We start from the raw sequence: 20,327 nt of genomic DNA, 5'->3' as shown, positions 1-20,327 counted from the left end.
GCGGCTCATCGAGAGCCTTGAAACTGGCTAATCAGCAATCGAACGTCAGGCTCAGACCGCGACGATCCGCACGCTGGCACCTTCACCGACGCCCAGTGCGTCGGCAGCCGGCAGGCTCAGCACCACCGGCCGGCCGGGCGCCCAGTCGAGTTCCAGCAGCACAGCGCGGTAATCCTGCAGCAGGCCATTGGCGACCAGATACAGCCGTCCGCCTGTGCCGACGTCGCTGCTTTTCGCAGTCTCGATCTTGACGGGCACCAGACGGCTCTGCGCGATGGAACGAATCCCCGACACCTTGGCATGCAGGGTCGGGCCGCCGTCGAAGATGTCGATGTAATGATCGGTTTCAAAACCTTCGCGCATCAGGATGTCGAAGGTGATCTGCGCACGCGGATGCACCTGGCCCATGGCCTCCTGCGCAGCATCGGGCAGCAACGGCACGTAGATCGGGTAATGCGGCATCAGCTCGGCGAGAAAGGTCCGGCTTTTCAGCCCGCACAAGCGCTCGGCGGCGGCGTAATTGAGGTCGAAGAAGTTGCGCCCGATGGCATCCCAGAACGGCGAGTCGCCCTGCTCGTCACTGTAACCGACGATCTCGGTGACCACTGAATCGGCAAAGCGCTCCGGGTGGCTGGCGACAAACAGCAGACGGCCGCGCGAATTGAGTTCCGACCAGGACGTGCCTACCAGCTCCGGGACCACGTAGAAGCTGGTCAGCAAACTGTTGCCGGTCAGGTCGTGGCACTGCGACAGGACGTGGATCTTGTTGTGGATCTTCAGTTCGCGAGAAGCGTGCACGAAGGTTTCGTTACGAAAGCTGTAGAACGGCTCGGAATAGCCCGCCGACGCGACGATGCCCGAACAGCCCACCAGCTTGCCGCTTTCGCTGTCTTCCAGGACGAAGAAGTAGGTTTCTTCGCCATTGAAGCTGACTTCGGCGGCGAACGATGCCTCCGACGAGCTGATCTTGTCGGTCAGGCGGCCAGCATCGTCGGGCAAGGATGTGACACCGATAGGGCTGTCGGCAGCGAGGCGTTGGACCTCGGCCAGATCAGCCATTTGCGCAGGGCGCATTATCAGCATGGTGCCACTCCTTGTAGATCGACCGGACGCTACGACCGGCTCTGATAAACGCGCCAGGCAGCGTCAAGGCTGCACAGCGCAGAAAAAATGTCCGGTGCCGCCCGACGGGGCAGACACCGGAATACAACCGATGAATCAGGACGTCAGCTTGACGATGGCGCGCTCGAAGCGGTTCAGGCCTTCTTCGATGTCCGCGTCTTCGATCACCAGGCTCGGCGCGAAACGAATCACGTCAGGACCGGCTTGCAGAATCATCAGATCCTGGGCTTCTGCGGCGTTGAAGATGTCCTTGGCCTTGCCTTTCCAGGGCTCGGACAGCACGCAACCGATCAGCAGGCCCAGGCCGCGCACTTCGGTGAACACGCCGTATTGCTGGCCGATGCGTTCCAGACGGGTCTTGAACTGCTGATGCTTGCGCTGTACGCCAGCCAGCACTTGGGGTGTGTTGATGACGTCGATCACTGCTTCACCCACTGCACAGGCCAGCGGGTTCCCGCCATACGTGGTGCCGTGCACGCCGACAGCGAAGTGCCTGGCGAGCTTTTCGGTGGTCAGCATGGCCGCCAGCGGGAAACCGCCGCCGATGCTTTTTGCGCTGGAAAGAATGTCCGGGGTCACGCCGTAATGCATGTAAGCAAACAGATGGCCGCTACGGCCCATACCGCTCTGCACTTCGTCGAACACCAGCAGCGCGTTGTGCTCGTCACACAATTTGCGTGCACCTTGCAGGTAGTCGAGCTGGCCCGGCAACACGCCGCCTTCGCCTTGAATCGGCTCGAGCACCACGGCGCAGGTCTTGTCGGTCACGGCCGCTTTCAGCGCTTCAAGATCGTTGTACGGCACATGGCTGATACCGGTGATCTTCGGCCCGAAACCGTCGGAGTACTTCGGCTGGCCGCCTACGCTCACGGTGAACAAGGTGCGGCCGTGAAAGCTGTTCACGGCAGCGATGATTTCGTATTTGTCGGGACCGTACAGATCATGCGCCACGCGGCGCGCCAGCTTGAAGGCGGCTTCGTTGGCTTCGGCACCGGAGTTACAGAAGAACACACGCTCGGCGAAGGTCGAGTCCACCAGTTTTTTCGCCAGCCGCAGGGTCGGCTCGTTGGTGAACACGTTAGACACATGCCAGAGATTATTGGCCTGCTCGGTCAAGGCACCGACCAGCGCCGGGTGGCAGTGGCCCAGAACGTTGACGGCGATACCGCCCGAGAAATCCACCAGTTCGCGCCCCGCCTGATCCCAGACCCGGGAGCCCGCACCGCGCACAGGGATGAACCCGGCTGGAGCGTAATTGGGGACCATTACCTGGTCGAAATCGGCGCGTTGCACCGCAGCATGCTCAACGGACATCGGAGTCTCCTGATGAGGAACGCCTGCCTGAAACTGGCGAGCGATGGGAAGATTGTAAGGACTGAATTCTGTTCGGCCTTGCCGCCAGGCGACAACTTGTTACAGCGCAAAACCGGTTTTTTTCAAGGTTTTCGGCAATGCGACATATTGCGTCACAAAGGCGCAGTTTAAACAGATTGAACGTGGGTGTCTGGACCTGCACTGCCGAGGCAACGCATCTGTTGCAACGGCGAGATCAACCGCGCTCGGCAGGCACCGGCGAAAGCTCGAACGGGCTGCTGCTGCGTCGCTGGTTGCGGTCTTCACGCGGTGTGGCACCGAAGAAGTTGCGGTAGGCGCTGGAGAAATGCGGCCCTGACGAAAATCCGCAGGACAGGCCGATCTGGATGATCGATTTGCTGGTCTGCATCAGCATCTGGCGCGCCTTGTTCAGGCGCAGTTCCAGGTAGTACTGGCTGGGCACGCGGTTGAGGTACTGCTTGAAAATGCGCTCCAGCTGGCGGCGCGACACACACACATGCTGGGCGATTTCGTCGGTGGTCAGCGGCTCTTCGATGTTGGCTTCCATCAACAGCACGGCCTGCGTCAGCTTCGGATGGCTGGAGCCCAGACGGTTCTGGAGCGGAATGCGCTGCCGCTCGCCACCTTCACGTATGCGCTCGACCACCAGCTCTTCAGACACCGCACCGGCCAGCTCCGCGCCATGATCGCGAGACAATACCGCCAGCAGCAGGTCGAGCACCGACATGCCACCGCAGGCGGTGAGGCGGTCGCGATCCCAGTCGAACAGATGGCTGGTGGCAATGACTTTGGGGAAACGCTCGGCGAAGTCATCCTGCCAGCGCCAGTGCACGGCAGCGCGATAGCCATCCAGCAGGCCCAATTGCGCGAGCGGATAAACGCCCGCCGACAGCCCGCCAATCGAACAGCCTGCGCGCACCAATTGCTTGATCGCACTGCCTAGCGCCGGGGCCACTGATGCGGGTGGCTCGTCGGCCAGCAGAAACAGCTTTTGAAACCCGTCCAGTTGGCCTGCCCAGGGTTTGCCCGGCAATTGCCAGGCACCGGCCTGCGCCGCAGACTCGCCCGCCTCGGCCTGCAGAAACGCCAGCTCGTAGACCACCTCAGGATGAACCCGCTGAGCGACGCGCAAGGCTTCCTCGGCAAGCGCCAGGGTCAGGGCTTTGGTGCCGGGCCAGACAAGGAAACCGATTCGATGGGCAGTCATTGGAACATCCGCTACGTATTGCCGCAAAAGCCAAGCCCGCGATAAAGGGCTCGATCTGGAACATCCAGGTCAGGTTGCGCGCCGCGCAGCATGCCCTGTTCTGCCGTAAAAAGGCACCGCCAGGCGATGCCGACCGTCACTTGAGGCTGCCGGACAGAAACTGTTGCAAACGCTCGGTTTGCGGGTTAGCCAGCACTTCACGCGGATCACCGCGCTCCAGCACCACGCCCTGATGCAGAAACACCAATTGGTTGGACACTTCGCGGGCAAAGCCCATTTCGTGGGTCACCACCACCATGGTCCGGCCTTCCTGCGCCAGGCCCTGCATGACCTTGAGCACGTCACCAACCAGCTCCGGGTCGAGCGCCGAGGTTGGCTCGTCGAACAGCATCACTTCGGGCTCCATCGCCAGCGCGCGGGCAATCGCCACACGCTGCTGCTCGCCACCGGACATGTGTCCAGGGTAAGCGTCTTTACGATGCGACACACCGACCTTGGCCAGATAGTGCTCGGCCTTTTCCAGCGCTTCCTTTTTCGAAACGCCCAGCACGTGAACCGGCGCTTCGATGACGTTCTGCAGCGCCGTCATGTGCGACCACAGGTTGAAGTGCTGAAATACCATCGACAACCGCGAACGCATGCGCTGCAGCTGTTTGGCATCGCCAGCCTTGAGGCCACCGTCCTTGTTCGGCACCAGCTTCAGCTCTTCGTTGTTGAGCAGAATCTTGCCGGCATGCGGCTGCTCGAGCAGATTGATGCAGCGCAGGAAGGTGCTTTTGCCCGAGCCGCTGGAGCCGATGATACTGATGACATCGCCAGCCCTGGCAGTCAGGGACACGCCTTTGATCACTTCGTGACTGCCATAGCGCTTGTGCAGGTCCTGCACTTCCAGTTTGTTCATGCTTTCGGTTCTCACAGAACGGTCAGTCACTGAGCAGACGCCCATGACGCAACGCGGTGCGCCCCGCCACTTTGGCCAGCCAGAAACCGGGTTGAGCGTAGCGAAGCCGCTCGATGGCGAACAACACCCCGGCGGTATTCGCGCAAATGGTACTGACCTGATCGGACAGCGGATCGATGACCTCGAACAACGGCTCGCCGACTTCCACAGGGTCGCCGGCAGCACGCAGGAACGTCACCACACCGGGATGCGGCGCATAAAGCAATTCCGTGCCTTCGAACGGCATGCCTTCGCAGGCTTGGTGCGCGGGCTGCGGCCAGTCGCCACTGATGAAGCCCTGCTCGGCCAGAAACGCCAGAATGCCCTCGGCATGCGCTTCAGCCTGCGGCTTGCCGGTATCGGCCTGACCACCCAGTTCGATGGTCGTGGATAGGCAGGCCAGCGGAATCTGCGCCTGCGGAAAAACTCGCGACAGACGCAGCCACGGCAGCGAGCAGGCTTCATCGAACGAGCTGCCGCCGGAATCCTCGGCCAGCAACGCCACTTGAATATTCAGGTGCGCAGACAGCGAACGCCACTGCGGCCAGTGCTGCGGCAGGGCATACATGTGCAGTGCGGCGTCGGCATCGCAATGCAGGTCGAGCACCACATCGGCGATACAGGCGTGCTTGAGCAAAATGCGCTGCATGCCCTGCAACTCGGATTGCGCTGCGGGCAGATTTTCCAGCGCAGTGGTCATCGCCTGACGAATCAACTGGGTATTGGCGCGCGGGTCATCGCCCAGCAGACCTTCCAGCAACTCGGCAACCGGCTCGCTCAGCTCGGTAAAGTCGCGGTTGAAGTTCTTGCCGCTGCCGAGCTCGAAGCGCCCCTGATGCGCGCCTTGCAGCAACTGGCCCAGGCCCAGCGGATTGGCAACCGGCACCAGCTCGATCACCCCCTTGAGCCTGCCCTGCCGTTCCAGATCGGTCAGACGCTTTTTCAGCTCCCAGGCGGTGCGCATGCCTGGCAGCTCGTCAGCGTGCAGACTGGCCTGGATATAGGTCTTGCGCTCGCCGGTACCAAATCGAAAGACACTGAGTGTGCGCTCGGTGCCAAGAGTACTCCACGGCAATACATGATCGATTCGTTGCATGTCAGGCCTTTCTTGGGGCGAGATAACCCAGCCAGCGGCGTTCGGCAATCTTGAACAGCCGCACCAGAATGAAGGTCAGGCACAGATAGAAAACGCCTGCGGTGACGTAAGCCTCGAACGGCAGGTAGAACTGCGCGTTGATTGTCCGCGCCGCGCCGGTGATATCGATAAGGGTCACGATGGAGGCCAGACTGGTGGTCTGCAACATCATGATCACCTCGTTACTGTACTGCGGCAGCGCCCGGCGCAAGGCCGACGGCAGCAGAATGCGGCGATACATCTTGGCTTTCGACATGCCCATGGCCCGCGCCGCCTCGATCTCGCCCGCCGGTGTGGCCTTGAGGCTGCCGGCGATGATCTCGGCGGTGTAAGCGCTGGTGTTGATGGAAAATGCCAGGCAGGCGCAAAAAGTTGCGCTGGACAGCCACGGCCAGAACACGCTTTCACGTACCGCGTCGAACTGCGCCAGCCCGTAATAGATCAGGAAAAGTTGCACCAGCATCGGGGTGCCGCGAATCACGTAGGTGTACAGCCAGGCCGGCAGGTTCACCCACGGGTTTTTCGAGACACGCATCAGGCCCAGCGGCAACGCGGCCAGCAGCCCGAAAGCGAGGGAAATCGCCAGCAGCTTGAGGGTGGTCAGCAGGCCGCCGAAATACAGCGGCAGGTTTTCCCAGATCATGTTGTAGTCGAAGATCATAGGTCAGCCGCCCTGACGCCTACCGAGTAGCGTTTTTCCAGATAACGCAGAGCGAGCAGCGAAACGCTGGTAATCACCAGGTACATCGCTGCAACCGCCAGAAAGAAGGTGAAGGGTTCGCGGGTGGCATCGGCCGCCTGCTTGGCCTTGAACATCATGTCCTGCAAGCCGACCACGGAAATCAGCGCGGTGGCCTTGGTCAGCACCAGCCAGTTGTTGGTGAAACCGGGTATCGCCAGACGGATCATCTGCGGCACCAGAATGCGGAAGAACACTTTGCCGCCACTGAGGCCGTATGCCATGCCTGCCTCGGCCTGACCCTTGGGGATCGCCATGAAAGCACCGCGAAACGTCTCCGACAGGTACGCACCAAATATAAAGCCCAGAGTGCAGATACCGGCCAGCAACGGATCGAGGTCGATGTAGTCGTCGAAACCCAGCAACGGCGCGACGCGATTGAGCAAGTCCTGACCGCCGTAGAAGATCAGCAGGATCAGGACCAGATCCGGTATCCCACGAATCACCGTGCTGTACAAATCGCCCAGCCAGGCGATCCAGCGCACCGGCGACAGACGCAGCGCCACGCCGATCAGACCGAGAACGATCGCCAGAGCCATCGACGACAGGGCCAGCTGCAATGTCAGCCATGCACCTTCGAGGATGACAGCCCCGTAACCTTTCAACATGATGTGCGGTCCTCAAGCGTGGAATGAAAATGGCGCAAGCCAGGGTCTGCTTGCGCCATTTCGTTGCAGCGAATTACTTGCCGTAGATATCGAAGTCGAAGTACTTGTCCTGAATGGCCTTGTACTTGCCGTTGGCGCGGATCGCGGCAATCGCAGCATTGAGGCGGTCAAGGTTGGCCTTGTCACCTTTGCGCACGGCGATGCCGATGCCGTCACCGAAGTATTTCGGGTCAGCGAACGACGGGCCGACAAATGCATAGCCTTTGCCTGCGTCGGTTTTGAGGAAACCGTCCTGCAGCAACGTGGCGTCAGCGATGGTGCCGTCCAGACGACCTGCACCGATGTCCAGGTAGATTTCGTTCTGCGAACCGTAAGGGGTCACAACAACACCCTGCGGGGCCAGCACTTCACGGGCGAAACGCTCGTGGATCGAACCACGCTGCACGCCAATCTTCTTGCCTTTAAGTTCTGCCAGGCTGTCGCTGACCGTGGTGCCGTCCTTCATCACCAGACGCGCTGGAGAGTTGTAGTACTTGCCGGTGAAATCCACCGACTTTTTGCGGTCGTCGGTGATGGACATGGAAGACAGGATGGCGTCGATCTTGCGCACTTTGAGCGCCGGGATCAGGCCGTCGAATTCCTGCTCGACCCAAGTGCACTTGACCTTCATTTCTTCGCACAGCGCATTGCCGATGTCGTAGTCGAAACCGACGATGCTGCCGTCCGGGGCCTTGGAGGCGAATGGAGGGTAAGCCGCTTCGATACCGATTTTCAGCGGTTTTTCGTCAGCGAAAATCGGCTGGGCAAGCACGGACAACGCCAGCGCGCCAATAAGCATGAGCTTTTTCATTTCAAGAACTCCATCGGTGAAGCACGACAAGTGGCAAAGTGAGCAAGCGCCCAATGTGCGAAAGGACTATCTCGGAGAGAACGACGCCAGACGTGGGACAGCACATTGGCGGCCCGCAGCCCTCGGCGAATGAGGGGCATTTTAACGACAGGCTCGAAGTCGATATTTCTTCAATGCGACAACTAGTTACAGAACCACGGGAAAAGCCACTTTACCCTATTGACGGTAAAGGTTTCACCTGATCCTTGAGCGATGACTTAACCGGCTAGCGCAGCAAGAAGCGCGCCCATTATTGGCAAACCCTTCTGATCCGGCAAGCCCGGCCTTTCGTCTGACAAACATTCACTTCGATTCGACGCTTTTTCGCGCACAAACCGAGGAACACGTCCTACAAGGAAGCAACCCTTGTCCACACCGTGTAAACCCGTAACAACCCGATATATATCTCGTTTTCCGGCCAGCGCCGCGTCCGGATACAAAAACGCCCCGCCCGGCTTTCACCGGACGGGGCGCAACTGACGCTGAATGGATCAGGCAGCGTTCATGGTTTTGTGCGTTTCGATCAGGTGCTGCACCACGCCTGGATCGGCCAGGGTGGAGATGTCGCCCAGCGCATCGTATTCCGAGGTCGCGATCTTGCGCAGAATGCGGCGCATGATCTTGCCCGAGCGGGTTTTCGGCAGGCCGGGTGCCCACTGAATGAAGTCCGGCGAAGCAATCGGGCCGATTTCCTTGCGTACCCAGTTGCGCAGTTCAGTGCGCAGAGCATCGCTCGGCTCTTCGCCAGCGTTGAGGGTCACGTAAACGTAGATGCCCTGCCCTTTCAGATCATGCGGCACGCCGACCACTGCAGCTTCCGCGACTTTCGGGTGGGCGACCATCGCACTTTCGATCTCGGCCGTACCCATGCGGTGGCCAGAGACGTTGAGTACGTCGTCCACGCGTCCGGTGATCCAGTAATAGCCGTCTTCGTCGCGACGCGCACCGTCACCGGTGAAATACATGCCACGAAAGGTCTTGAAGTAGGTGTCGACGAAACGGTCGTGATCGCCGTACAACGTGCGCGACTGGCCCGGCCAGGAATCGAGAATCACCAGGTTACCCTCGGCCGCACCTTCGATCAGGTTGCCCAGGTTGTCCACCAGCGCCGGAATCACGCCGAAGAACGGCCGGGTGGCCGAACCTGGCTTCAGCGCCGTTGCACCCGGCAGCGGGCTGATCAGAATGCCGCCGGTTTCGGTCTGCCACCAAGTGTCGACAATCGGGCAGTTTTGCTTGCCGACCGTGTTGTAGTACCAGCCCCAGGCTTCCGGGTTGATCGGCTCTCCGACCGAACCCAGCAGGCGTAGACTGGAACCGTCAGCGCCTTCGACGGACTTGGTGCCTTCGGCCATCATGGCGCGAATAGCGGTGGGTGCGGTGTAGAGGATATTGACCTTGTGCTTGTCGATGATTTTCGACACGCGGGTGATGTCCGGGTAGTTCGGCACGCCTTCGAACAGCAGCGTGGTCGCGCCATTAGCCAGCGGGCCATAAACGATGTAACTGTGCCCGGTGACCCAGCCGACGTCGGCGGTGCACCAGTAGATTTCGCCGGGTTTATAGTCGAACACGCGCTCGTGGGTCAGCGCGGCGTACAACAGATAGCCTGCTGTGGTGTGCAGCACGCCCTTGGGTTTACCGGTCGAGCCGGAGGTGTAGAGAATGAACAGCGACTCTTCAGCGCCCATTTCCTTCGGCGCGCAGGTGCTGGAAGCCACTTCGAGCAAAGCGTGATACCAGATGTCACGGTGACGGTTCCACTCGATCTCGCCGCCGGTGCGCTTGCAGACGATGACCTTCTGCACGCTGCTGGTTTCGGGGTTGGTCAGCGCGCGGTCGACGTTGGCCTTGAGCGCGGTCTTCTTGCCGCCACGCAGCCCTTCGTCGGCCGTGATAACGACTTTGGAGCTGCAATCGATGATGCGGCCCGCCAGTGCTTCCGGCGAGAAACCACCGAATACCACCGAGTGAATGGCACCGATCCGGGCGCACGCCAGCATGGCGACCACAGCCTCGGGGATCATCGGCATGTAAATGGTGACAACGTCGCCACGGTGCACGTCCTGACCACGCAGGGCGTTGGCGAATTTGCAGACTTCTTCGTGCAGCTCGCGGTAGGTGATTTCGCGATGTTCGGAGGGGTCATCGCCCTCCCAGATGATCGCAATGCTGTCGCCACGCTCGGCCAAATGGCGGTCGAGGCAGTTATAGGCAACGTTCAGCGTGCCATCGGCAAACCATTTGATGTCGACACGGTGATCGTCGAACGAGGTCTGTTTGACGACGCTGAAGGGTTTGATCCAGTCGAGTCGCTGAGCCTGCTCACGCCAGAAACCATCCGGGTTGACCACCGACTGCTGGTACATGGCCTTGTAGGTCGCCTCATCCGTCAGCGTAGTCGCTGCGACTTCTGGGCGGACGGGGTACAGGGAAGCTGCACTCATCTTGGTTACCTCGGTGGATAGTTGTTGTTTTATGCACACGTTGTATCCCGCCACCCCCCGGGGAACCATTCGACGTTGGTATTACCGGGCGGGGCCGGAGCGGCAAGCTAGTGAGCGGCAAGCTTCAAGCTTGCGGCTTGCAGCTAATGGCTTGTACCTGCTCCCGGATTATTACCGTTTTGATGAAAGCGCTTATCCAAAGCCTTTATAGATGCAGTCTTGCAACAGGCATAGAATTCGTTCCGCCAACAAGGCAAACATCAGTTGCCCCCCACGCAGCGTTGTTCTGGATCAGAAAACTTATCAGACAGAGTTCGCACATGACGTCAAAAACGTGATGCGGCCGCGCTCACTTTCAAAAAGGTAAAAACGCAATGAAAGCTACATTAGTGATATTGGCACTGTGCGGTATCAGCAGCCTGGCGATGGCCGAAGAATCGCAAACCAAAGTGGCCGCGCAACAGTCCCGCGTCGAGCAGTACACTTACGGCACACATCTGGACATCGCCCGAGTGATCTCCACCAGCCAGATCCCCAGTGTCTGCGCAGTGGTGCCGGCGCGCATGGTCTATGAAGACTCGCAAGGCGCGCGGCACGTCATGAGCTATCAGGTAATGGGCAACGGCTGCAGCAACGGTTGATTGTTCGCATCGTTGTACCGGATGCACGACGCCTCGCAGATCCAGTGGCGGGGCGCATGCCGGGCAATGTTCGTCATGTGCTCGACTGGCAGTCTGCTCATCGGTTTTTTCTTCTTTGCTTGATTCGGCTTATTTGGCTTCCTGGCTTATTTGATAGGCGCGCAACTTGTTGGCAATGGTTGTATGAGACACGCCCAGGCGTTTTGCCAATTGCCGACTGCTGGGGTGCTGTGCATATAACTGCTCCAGCACCGACCTTTCAAAGCGCCCGATAATCGCATCGAGATCCCCGTCCAGAGAAACTTCGGCCAGCCCCGGACGCATGCCGTAATCCGGCAGGCGAATATGCTCGGCCTGCACCTTGCCGCCCTCGCACAGTGACACGGCCTGAAACAATACGTTTTCCAGTTGCCGGACGTTGCCGGGCCAGTGGTATTGGCTCAGGCACTTGATGGCCGCAGGTGAGATGCCCGGCAGCGGGCAACCGATCTGGCGGCTGGCGTGATCGAGAAAGTGCTCAATCAACGGTTCCAGGCCGTCCAGGCAGTCGCGAAACGGCGGTATGTGCAGCGACAGCACGTTGAGCCGATGGTAAAGGTCCTGCCTGAACTCGCCTCGGGCGCACAGCTCTGACAGATCCACCTGGGTCGAACACACCACCCGCACATCGAGAAACATGTCTTCGTCGCTGCCCACGCGACGAAAGCTGCCGTCCTGAATGAAACGCAGCAGCTTGGCTTGCATCCGCGCGCTCAATTCGCCGACGCCGTCCAGAAACAGCGTGCCGCCTGCGGTCAGCTCCAGCAGCCCGAGCCGGCCTTCCGGCCGCGCGCCCTCAAAAGCCCCCGGGTCGTAGCCGAACAGCTCGATCTCGGCCATCGACTCCGACAGCCCGGCGCAGTTGAGCGCCATCAGCGGTGACTGACCGCGCGGGCTGGCGAGGTGACAGGCGCGGGCCAGCAGTTCCTTGCCGGTGCCGGTTTCGCCTTCGATCAACAACGGAGCATCCAGCGGTGCCATGCGCCGCGCCTCGCGAACCACCGCCGCCATGACTTTCGAGCTCTGGAAAATGCTGTCGAAGCCGCGCAGCTCTTGCTTGCGCACATGATAGATACGCTCGCCAACCCGATCGGCGCGATGCAGGGTCAATACCGCACCGGCCATGGCCTCACTGTCATCGTGCTCGGATTGCAGCGGCGCGATGTCGGCCAGAAACACATCGCCGCGCACCTTGACCCGCAAACCATTGATGCGCGACTTGCTGGCGCGTACCAGCTCAGGCAGGTCGAAGTCTTCGGCGTAGCGCGACAACGGAATCCCCGGCACTTCATCGACCCGCACGCCCAGCAACTGCGCAGCGGCACGATTGGCAGCCACGATAGCGCCGGCCATGTCGATGGACAGCACCGGAAACTCCAGCGCACCGAGCAAGGCATTCAACTCCATGTGCCGCCGCTCACTGGGCATCAGCCCGACACGCTTGACCCCGAACACGCCGGTGATCGCTTCGAACTTCGGTCGCAATGCCTGAAATTGCAGGTTGATCAGGTTCGGGCAGTACAGATAGATCGCATCGCCATGCTCGCCGCCCACCTCGCCGCGCGCCACATTGACGCCATAGGCGACCAGCAGATCGAGGATGTCGCGGAGGATGCCGATCCGGTTTTGACAATGCACCTTGATGCGCATGGGTGATCCGCTCTGACTTTTTGTCGTGCGCTGAAGTTTAGCGTCAATATTACGTTACAGCACAGCTCAATGCAGGACTGTTCGGCCGTGGATTCGACGCTCAAGAAAAGCATTCGTAAAGTTTTCGTTACGACATTGGGTACCATGAAGCTGATCCAGAAGCATCTGTACGCTGAAGCTCCGCCCAAAGTGAGTTATTTCTAAGGTCAGGCCTTACAAGAACAACACCCTTAATCGAGGACATCAGCATGGCCCAGACGCACTACGTGGCACGCGAGCCGGACGCCTCGGGTTTCATTGATTACCCTGCGGCCGAGCACGCGGTCTGGAACACCCTGATTACCCGGCAGATGAAGATCATCGAAGGCCGCGCCTGCCAGGAGTACCTGGACGGCATCGAGCAACTGGGCCTGCCTCTTGATCGCATCCCGCAGTTGGCCGAAATCAATACCGTGCTGGGCGCCGCCACGGGCTGGCAAGTGGAGCGAGTGCCCGCGCTGATTCCGTTTCAGACGTTTTTCGAACTGCTGGCCAGCAAGCGCTTTCCAGTGGCGACGTTCATTCGCAGCGAAGAAGAGCTGGATTACTTGCAGGAGCCGGATATCTTCCACGAAATCTTCGGCCACTGCCCGCTACTGACCAACCCATGGTTTGCCGAATTCACCCACACTTACGGCAAACTCGGGCTGAGCGCGAGCAAAGAGCAGCGGGTCTATCTGGCGCGGCTGTACTGGATGACCATCGAGTTCGGCCTGGTCGATACCCCCCAAGGGCGGCGAATCTACGGCGGAGGCATTCTTTCTTCACCGAAAGAGGCGGTTTACAGTGTGTCTTCAGCGCCGGAGCATCAGCCCTTCGATCCATTGGAAGCCATGCGCACACCCTATCGGATCGATATTCTGCAGCCCTTGTATTTCGTCCTGCCGAACCTGAAGCGTCTGTTTGATCTGGCCCGGGAAGACATCATGGCGCTGGTCGAGCAAGGTATGCAATCTGGCTTGCACGCCCCCAAATTTCCACCGAAAACCAAAAGCCACGCGGCCTGACCGCGGCCAGGTATCTGAAAAGGAACCCCTGTTTATGAGCACCTTGAATCAAGCCCACTGCGAAGCCTGTAGCGCCGATGCCCCGCAGGTCAGCGAAAACGAACTGCCAGCGTTGCTCAAGCAGATCCCGGACTGGAACATTGAAGTTCGCGACAGTGTGATGCAGCTGGAAAAAGTGTTTCTGTTCAAGAATTTCAAGTACGCACTGGCGTTTACCAATGCTGTCGGAGCAATCGCTGAAGCCGAAGGCCATCACCCAGGCCTGCTCACCGAATGGGGCAAAGTGACGGTGACCTGGTGGAGCCATTCGATCAAAGGGCTGCATCGCAACGACTTCATCATGGCCGCGCGTACCGATGAAGTGGCCAAAGATGCAGAAGGCCGAAAATAATTTCTTCAGCGCAATGAGCCGCGCTCAGGCGCGCCAGCCCAGTAGAATCAAGCCGTACAGCACCTCGCAAGGTGAAAGCCGGGACATTGAAAAATTGATTTTGTTTCGCAACAGGCGCAATCAGGGTAAAAAAATATCCTGATTGTCATTTTCAGTGGGGTATCCTGCCCCTGCTTTTTAAAGCACGGTTCTTTCTGCAATACCTTGCGAGGAGCGATGACGATGCATGAAATTCCAAACTTCCCACCAGGCCAACAGGAACCACAGCAGTCGATTCTGGCTCAGCAAGAGCTCGGTCAACCTGCCGCAATGAAAACAGCACCCTCGGCTCAAGACAGCCAGAAAGCCGGCAGCAAAGACTGACGGCGATTGTTTTCAGGCGTATCGAAAAACGGTTTTGCCGATTTTCAATACGCCTGGAACACCAGCAACAGGCAAACCGAAGATTTATGACTGACTTCACCGAAACCCAGGCCAGTGCCCTGATTGGCACAGCCGAGAAAATGATCGAAATCTGGTCACGCCTCAGCCCGGAAAAACAGAGCGCCCTGCTCGCACGTTTCGGGACGCAGGAAAACGCTCTCGCCGCACTCGTGACTACACAACTCGTGGCGCCAGCGTCCGAATAACCCCTCGCTTATCGGACCTTTTCTGGTTTATTTCCGTCGGTAGCACCTGCACCGCTCGATGCGTCGGTATGATAAGCACTTCGAGAGCTTGCTAAGGGTTTCCCCTGCCCGCTCGAAAGCCATACACAGAACGAAAGCCTGCCCCATGTCCGAGACACAGCACACCACGCCGCAAACCCCGATGGCCGTCACCCGTACCGTCGTTTCCATCGTGATGTTTACCTTCATTGGTTATCTGAACATCGGTATTCCGCTTGCCGTTCTGCCCGGCTATGTGCACAGCGATCTGGGCTTTGGCGCAGTGATCGCCGGGCTGGTGATCAGCGTGCAATACCTGGCAACGCTGATCAGCCGGCCATGGGCGAGCCGCATCATCGACAACCTGGGCAGCAAGAAAGCCGTGCAGATCGGCCTGACCGGTTGCGGGGTGAGCGGCGTGTTCATGCTGGTGCCGATCTGGCTGGAAAGCTGGCCAATGGCAAGCCTGGTGATTCTGTTGATCGGCCGGGTGATTCTCGGCAGCGCAGAAAGCTTGGTCGGTTCGGGCTCGATTGGCTGGGGCATCGGCCGGGTCGGCGCGCAGAACACCGCCAAAGTGATTTCCTGGAACGGCATTGCCAGTTATGGCGCACTGGCAATCGGCGCGCCATTGGGCGTCTGGATGGTTGACTCGCTCGGCCTGTGGACCGTCGGCGTGAGCATTATGCTGCTGTGCGCACTGGGGCTTTATCTGACCTGGCACAAGCAAGCCGCGCCCATTGTGCAAGGCGAACGGCTGCCGTTCATGCACGTGCTGGGGCGGGTGTTTCCGCATGGCATGGGCCTGGCGCTGGGCGGCATCGGTTTCGGCACCATCGCGACGTTCATCACCCTGTATTACGCCAGCAATCACTGGCCGAATGCAGCGCTGTGCCTGACCCTGTTTGGTGGCAGTTTCATCGCTGCACGCCTGCTGTTCGGCAACCTGATCAACCGCCTGGGCGGCTTTCGGGTGGCGATTGTCTGCCTGTCGGTGGAAACACTGGGGCTGCTACTGTTGTGGATGGCACCGACGCCCGGCCTGGCATTGGCCGGCGCAGCCCTGACCGGCTTCGGCTTCTCGCTGGTATTCCCGGCGCTGGGCGTGGAAGCGGTGAACCTGGTCCCGGCCTCCAGTCGCGGCGCAGCAGTAGGCGCCTACTCGCTGTTCATCGACCTGTCACTGGGCATCACCGGCCCGCTGGCCGGCGCGATTGCCGCAGGGTTTGGCTTTGTCTCGATCTTCCTGTTTGCGGCGCTGGCGTCACTCACCGGGCTGGGGCTGAGCGTTTATCTGTACAAACAAGCGCAAGCGCTGCGCCAGTGATGCCTCATGCTCATAGTCATACAGGTCCTGAAGAGCCCGGAACGCGATTTTTTCAGGCCTCTGCCCGAAGGGCGCAGGAACAACCGGGCGACGCTTAGCTTGTGTGGGAGCGGACTTGTCGGACTTGTCCGCGAAGGCTATTGGGAGCGACAAGTTTTTTGAGGATGTACCACCCTCTTCGCGGACAAGTCCACTCCTACAAAACACACAGCTCGCGGACAAGCGAAGCGTCGCCCGGTCCGCTCTACACCGTCTTCCAAGCTTGTCAGGACCTGTGTATCACGCTGAGCGCTCCGGCGTGGCACGAGACCGAAAAACACCTTAGAAATCCACTTTCCCACGCCCGGCCTTGATCGAGCCGCGTTTGCTCTTGGATTCCAGCCGACGGGTCTTGGAGCCCAGTGTCGGGCGAGTCGGGCGGCGTTTCTTTTCGACTTTGGCGGCGTTGACGATCAGTTCGCTCAGGCGCAGCAACGCATCGGCGCGATTCTGCTCTTGAGTCCGGTATTGCTGGGCCTTGAGCACAATCACACCATCGCTGGTAATCCGGCTGTCACTCAGCGCCAGTAGCCGCTCCTTGTAGAACGGCGGCAGCGACGAAGCGTTGATATCGAAGCGCAGGTGCACGGCACTGGAAACCTTGTTGACGTTCTGTCCACCCGCGCCCTGCGCACGGATGGCAGTCAATTCGATCTCGGCGTCCGGCAGATGGACATTGTTGGAAATCACCAGCATCAGGGCATCTTCTTTTCTGGAACAGGCGTATTCACTTGCCGGAACCGGCAGGCACGACAACGCTACGCCTGTTTTTGGCCCGATAACAGAGCCACATCACCGCCAGCCATACCGGTATCGCATAGACCGATATCTGAATGCCGGGGATCATCAGCATGATGCCGAGGATGAATACCACGAACGCCAGACACACGTAGTTGCCATACGGATACCACAATGCCTTGAACAGCGGCACTTGCCCGGTGCGGTTCAGGTGCTGACGGAATTTCAGGTGCGAGTAGCTGATCATTGCCCAGTTGATCACCAGTGTGGCGACCACCAGCGACATCAACAGCTCCAGCGCCTGATGCGGCACGAAATAGTTGAGCAGCACAGCCACCAGCGTCACGGCAGCGGAGGCGAAAATCGCCTTGACCGGCACGCCGCGCTTATCGACCTGCGCCAGCGCCTTGGGCGCATCGCCCTGCTCGGCCATGCCCACCAGCATGCGGCTGTTGCAATAGGTGCCGCTGTTATAGACCGACAGCGCGGCCGTCAACACCACGAAGTTGAGAATGTGCGCCGCCGCATCGCTGCCCAGCATCGAGAACACCTGCACGAACGGGCTGCCGCTGTAGGAATCACCCGAGGCATTGAGGCTGGCCAACAGGCTGTCCCACGGCGTCAGCGACAACAGCACCACCAGCGCGCCGATGTAGAAAATCAGGATACGGTAGATGACCTGGTTGATCGCCTTGGGAATCACGGTCTTCGGCTGTTCGGCCTCGGCAGCGGTAAAGCCGAGCATCTCCAGACCACCGAACGAGAACATGATGATCGCCAGAGCCATCACCAACCCGCTGACGCCATTGGGAAAGAATCCGCCATGCTCCCAGAGGTTGCTGACCGATGCCTGCGGGCCACCGCTGCCGCTGACCAGCATGTAGCTGCCCAGCGCGATCATGCCGATGATTGCCACCACCTTGATGATCGCGAACCAGAACTCGGTTTCACCGAACACCTTGACGTTGGTCAGGTTGATGGCATTGATCAGGATGAAAAGGGCTGCTGCCGACACCCAGCTCGGGATGTCAGGCAACCAGTAATGGATGTATTTGCCGACCGCGGTCAGCTCCGACATGCCCACCAGAATGTACAACAGCCAGCAGTTCCAGCCCGACAGAAAGCCGGCGAAACCGCCCCAATAGTTATGGGCGAAATGGCTGAACGATCCGGCCACCGGCTCTTCGACGATCATCTCGCCGAGCTGGCGCATGATCATGAAGGCGATGAAGCCGCAGATGGCGTAGCCGAGAATCATCGACGGCCCGGCAGATTTCAATACACCCGCCGAGCCGAGAAAAAGGCCAGTACCGATGGCGCCACCCAAGGCGATCAACTGGATGTGTCGATTCTTCAGGCCGCGTTTCAATTCGCCCGAAGGTGCGGTTGTTTCAGTCATTCAATAGCCACCTGATTGTTCTTGTTCTGTGACGGAATAGAACCCGCTGCACTCGTGGTACAGCAGAATTGCAGCACTCGAGGCGGTTGGCCCAAAGCGTCGAACAGCAATGATTCACAGAAAAAAGCGCAGCATTGTACACCTGCATCCAGATTGAGGTTCAAAACAGAGAGCTGGATGCGCGACGGCTGTGTGACAACGCTTTTCACGTTGCCAGAAACGACAACGCCAGCCCTGAGGACTGGCGTTGCCGATCATTCACACCACGCAATCACTCAGGCTTGCGACGACCGAAGCCGGGACGCTGACCTGAACCGGCCGGTGGACCACGACGCTTGCCTGACGGAGCGTCATCGTTGACCAGCTTGATGCCGACACGTTTCGGCCCAGGCTTGGCCGGACGCTTGTTCATGTCGCTCGGACGCTCGGCGACCGGCGTGCCACGGCTGTTGTCGGCCGGGCGCGGCGCACGCGATCCAGGCTTGCCCGAATCCTTGCGCGGCGAAGGACGCTGAGTCGAATCGCCGCCACGCGGACGATCGCGCTCGCTGCCGGTGATCTGCGGTTGACGCGGTGCGCGCTCGCCAGTCGGGGCACCCGCAGCAGGGCGCAGGGTACGAACAACACGCTCGCCCTTGCCCAGCGGGCGCGACGATTGACGTTGCAGACGCTCCATCTTGTCCTTGGTCTTGGCGTTCATCTGCGGCTGAGCCACAGGCTGCAGACCCACTTCGGCTGCCAGAATGTCGACTTCGTACTGGCTCATTTCGCGCCAGCGGCCCATCGGCAGATCGGAGTTGAGGAACACCGGCCCGTAGCGCACGCGCTTCAGACGGCTGACCACCAGCCCCTGGGATTCCCAGAGACGACGCACTTCGCGGTTACGGCCTTCCATCACCACGCAGTGATACCAGTGGTTGAAGCCTTCGCCGCCCGGGGCCTGCTTGATATCGGTAAAGCGCGCAGGACCGTCTTCGAGGATCACGCCGTTCTTGAGGCGCAGCAGCATGTCGTCATCCACTTCGCCACGCACACGAACCGCGTACTCACGGTCCATCTCGAACGACGGGTGCATCAAGCGGTTGGCGAGTTCACCGTCGGTGGTGAACATCAGCAGACCGGTGGTGTTGATGTCGAGACGACCAATGTTGATCCAGCGGCCTTCTTTAGGGCGCGGCAGACGGTCAAACACGGTCGGACGGCCTTCCGGGTCGTCACGGGTGCAGATTTCGCCATCGGGCTTGTTGTACATGATGACGCGGCGGACTGTTTCAGCCGCTTCTTCGCGCTTGATGACGCGACCATCGACACTGATGGCGTCATGCAGGTCGACGCGTTGACCGAGGGTCGCGTCCTTGCCGTTGACCTTGATACGGCCTTGGGTAATCCAGGCTTCTACGTCACGGCGTGAACCCACGCCAATGCGCGCCAGAACCTTCTGCAGCTTTTCGCCTGCGGGTCCGATTTCCTGGCTGTCCTGCTTGTCTTTTTCACTCATCTGGGCACCTCCCGGTGTGTCGAATCAGGGCTGACCGAGAACCGGTGAGACCTGTGCCCGGCACGCCGTGGAGAGCGGCAAGGCGAAATACTTGAAAACCCTGGCGATCACTGCTCGCCGAGGGTCGGCCATCATACGCCCCTGCGGCGGATTAAGCATCCAGCAGCAGCGGCAATAGCCAGAATCACTTCTTCTTTTTACGACCGGCGGTCTTGAGCTTCGCCAGACGCTTGGCCGACTCCTCGAGTACCGTGCGCTTGTCGTCCTTCTCCAGCTTCTTCCAGGCTTTGATTTCCCGCTTGCTGCGACCGCAGCCCAGGCAAATGTCATCATCGAATTTGCACAGGCTGATGCAGGGGTTCTTGGTCGAACTCATGGGCAGCGGATCTCGTGGCGGGTGGTATCAGATGTGACCGCGGGCAGGCGTATGAATTCGACCGGGATGCTCCGGAGCGCTCAGCGTTAAACATAAGTGCGCTTTGGATTCTGG

General features: G+C 59.8%; 20 protein-coding genes. 6 read left to right on the top strand and 14 right to left on the bottom strand.

What is annotated here, in order from left to right; translation table 11 throughout:
* Positions 1-51: 51 nt before the first annotated feature.
* From aruF to acs, 9 genes are all read right to left on the bottom strand, one after another.
* Positions 52-1,083, bottom strand: a complete 1,032-nt coding sequence (aruF, locus tag ABJ99_RS09270; RefSeq protein WP_054085564.1) for an arginine/ornithine succinyltransferase subunit alpha — start codon at positions 1,081-1,083, stop codon at positions 52-54.
* Between the two features lie 135 nt (positions 1,084-1,218).
* Positions 1,219-2,436, bottom strand: coding sequence for an aspartate aminotransferase family protein (locus ABJ99_RS09265; protein ID WP_054085563.1), 1,218 nt, complete (start codon positions 2,434-2,436; stop codon positions 1,219-1,221).
* A 235-nt stretch (positions 2,437-2,671) separates the two neighbouring features.
* Positions 2,672-3,664 carry a transcriptional regulator ArgR gene (argR, locus tag ABJ99_RS09260; RefSeq protein WP_054085562.1) on the bottom strand — a complete coding sequence of 331 codons (993 nt, stop codon included), beginning with the start codon at positions 3,662-3,664 and terminating at the stop codon, positions 2,672-2,674.
* Between the two features lie 136 nt (positions 3,665-3,800).
* Complete coding sequence (locus tag ABJ99_RS09255) at positions 3,801-4,565, bottom strand: ABC transporter ATP-binding protein (protein WP_054085561.1); 765 nt, start codon at positions 4,563-4,565, stop codon at positions 3,801-3,803.
* Between the two features lie 22 nt (positions 4,566-4,587).
* Positions 4,588-5,700, bottom strand: a complete 1,113-nt coding sequence (locus tag ABJ99_RS09250; protein WP_054085560.1) for a succinylglutamate desuccinylase/aspartoacylase family protein — start codon at positions 5,698-5,700, stop codon at positions 4,588-4,590.
* 1 nt (position 5,701) lies between these two features.
* The gene (locus ABJ99_RS09245) at positions 5,702-6,400 is read right to left on the bottom strand and encodes an ABC transporter permease (protein ID WP_054085559.1); all 699 of its coding nucleotides are present in this window, start codon (positions 6,398-6,400) and stop codon (positions 5,702-5,704) included.
* On the bottom strand, positions 6,397-7,086 hold the full coding sequence (locus ABJ99_RS09240) for an ABC transporter permease (RefSeq protein ID WP_054085558.1): 690 nt from the start codon (positions 7,084-7,086) through the stop codon (positions 6,397-6,399). Before ABJ99_RS09240 ends, ABJ99_RS09245 begins: the two co-directional genes overlap by 4 nt.
* Positions 7,087-7,159: 73 nt before the next feature.
* Entirely contained in the window at positions 7,160-7,936 is a 777-nt protein-coding gene (locus ABJ99_RS09235) for an ABC transporter substrate-binding protein (protein WP_007251366.1), read from the bottom strand.
* A gap of 530 nt (positions 7,937-8,466) precedes the next feature.
* Complete coding sequence (gene acs, locus ABJ99_RS09230) at positions 8,467-10,422, bottom strand: acetate--CoA ligase (RefSeq protein ID WP_007251367.1); 1,956 nt, start codon at positions 10,420-10,422, stop codon at positions 8,467-8,469.
* A gap of 374 nt (positions 10,423-10,796) precedes the next feature.
* Here acs and ABJ99_RS09225 point away from each other — a divergent pair, with 374 nt between their 5' ends.
* Positions 10,797-11,063, top strand: a complete 267-nt coding sequence (locus tag ABJ99_RS09225) for a DUF2790 domain-containing protein (protein WP_054085557.1) — start codon at positions 10,797-10,799, stop codon at positions 11,061-11,063.
* Between the two features lie 129 nt (positions 11,064-11,192).
* On the opposite strand, the gene ABJ99_RS09220 is transcribed toward ABJ99_RS09225, so the two are convergent.
* Positions 11,193-12,752, bottom strand: a complete 1,560-nt coding sequence (locus ABJ99_RS09220; RefSeq protein ID WP_054085556.1) for a sigma-54-dependent transcriptional regulator — start codon at positions 12,750-12,752, stop codon at positions 11,193-11,195.
* Between the two features lie 248 nt (positions 12,753-13,000).
* Between ABJ99_RS09220 and phhA the strand changes: the two genes are divergently transcribed.
* The 5 genes from phhA (at position 13,001) to ABJ99_RS09200 (ending at position 16,163) form a co-directional block, all read left to right on the top strand.
* Positions 13,001-13,798 carry a phenylalanine 4-monooxygenase gene (gene phhA / locus ABJ99_RS09215; protein ID WP_054085555.1) on the top strand — a complete coding sequence of 266 codons (798 nt, stop codon included), beginning with the start codon at positions 13,001-13,003 and terminating at the stop codon, positions 13,796-13,798.
* Between the two features lie 34 nt (positions 13,799-13,832).
* On the top strand, positions 13,833-14,189 hold the full coding sequence (locus ABJ99_RS09210) for a 4a-hydroxytetrahydrobiopterin dehydratase (RefSeq protein WP_054085554.1): 357 nt from the start codon (positions 13,833-13,835) through the stop codon (positions 14,187-14,189).
* Positions 14,170-14,331, top strand: coding sequence for a hypothetical protein (locus ABJ99_RS28165; protein ID WP_154864404.1), 162 nt, complete (start codon positions 14,170-14,172; stop codon positions 14,329-14,331). Before ABJ99_RS09210 ends, ABJ99_RS28165 begins: the two co-directional genes overlap by 20 nt.
* 307 nt (positions 14,332-14,638) lie before the next feature.
* Entirely contained in the window at positions 14,639-14,818 is a 180-nt protein-coding gene (locus ABJ99_RS09205) for a hypothetical protein (RefSeq protein ID WP_054085553.1), read from the top strand.
* A gap of 145 nt (positions 14,819-14,963) precedes the next feature.
* Positions 14,964-16,163, top strand: coding sequence for an MFS transporter (locus ABJ99_RS09200; protein WP_054085552.1), 1,200 nt, complete (start codon positions 14,964-14,966; stop codon positions 16,161-16,163).
* Positions 16,164-16,484: 321 nt separating this feature from the next.
* Here ABJ99_RS09200 and arfB read toward each other — a convergent pair whose 3' ends face one another.
* The 4 genes from arfB to ABJ99_RS09180 form a co-directional block, all read right to left on the bottom strand.
* On the bottom strand, positions 16,485-16,898 hold the full coding sequence (gene arfB / locus ABJ99_RS09195) for an alternative ribosome rescue aminoacyl-tRNA hydrolase ArfB (protein ID WP_003314723.1): 414 nt from the start codon (positions 16,896-16,898) through the stop codon (positions 16,485-16,487).
* A 31-nt stretch (positions 16,899-16,929) separates the two neighbouring features.
* Entirely contained in the window at positions 16,930-18,339 is a 1,410-nt protein-coding gene (locus ABJ99_RS09190) for an amino acid permease (RefSeq protein WP_054085551.1), read from the bottom strand.
* A gap of 271 nt (positions 18,340-18,610) precedes the next feature.
* Positions 18,611-19,837 carry a 23S rRNA pseudouridine(2605) synthase RluB gene (rluB, locus tag ABJ99_RS09185; protein ID WP_054085550.1) on the bottom strand — a complete coding sequence of 409 codons (1,227 nt, stop codon included), beginning with the start codon at positions 19,835-19,837 and terminating at the stop codon, positions 18,611-18,613.
* 184 nt (positions 19,838-20,021) lie between these two features.
* Complete coding sequence (locus tag ABJ99_RS09180; RefSeq protein ID WP_024673636.1) at positions 20,022-20,213, bottom strand: DUF1289 domain-containing protein; 192 nt, start codon at positions 20,211-20,213, stop codon at positions 20,022-20,024.
* Positions 20,214-20,327 lie beyond the last annotated feature (114 nt).

This window comes from Pseudomonas syringae pv. cilantro (assembly GCF_001293775.1).
Lineage (GTDB): Bacteria > Pseudomonadota > Gammaproteobacteria > Pseudomonadales > Pseudomonadaceae > Aquipseudomonas > Aquipseudomonas syringae_P.
Note: the sequence above shows the minus strand (reverse complement) of the source record. Positions and strands in the feature narration are given on the sequence as shown.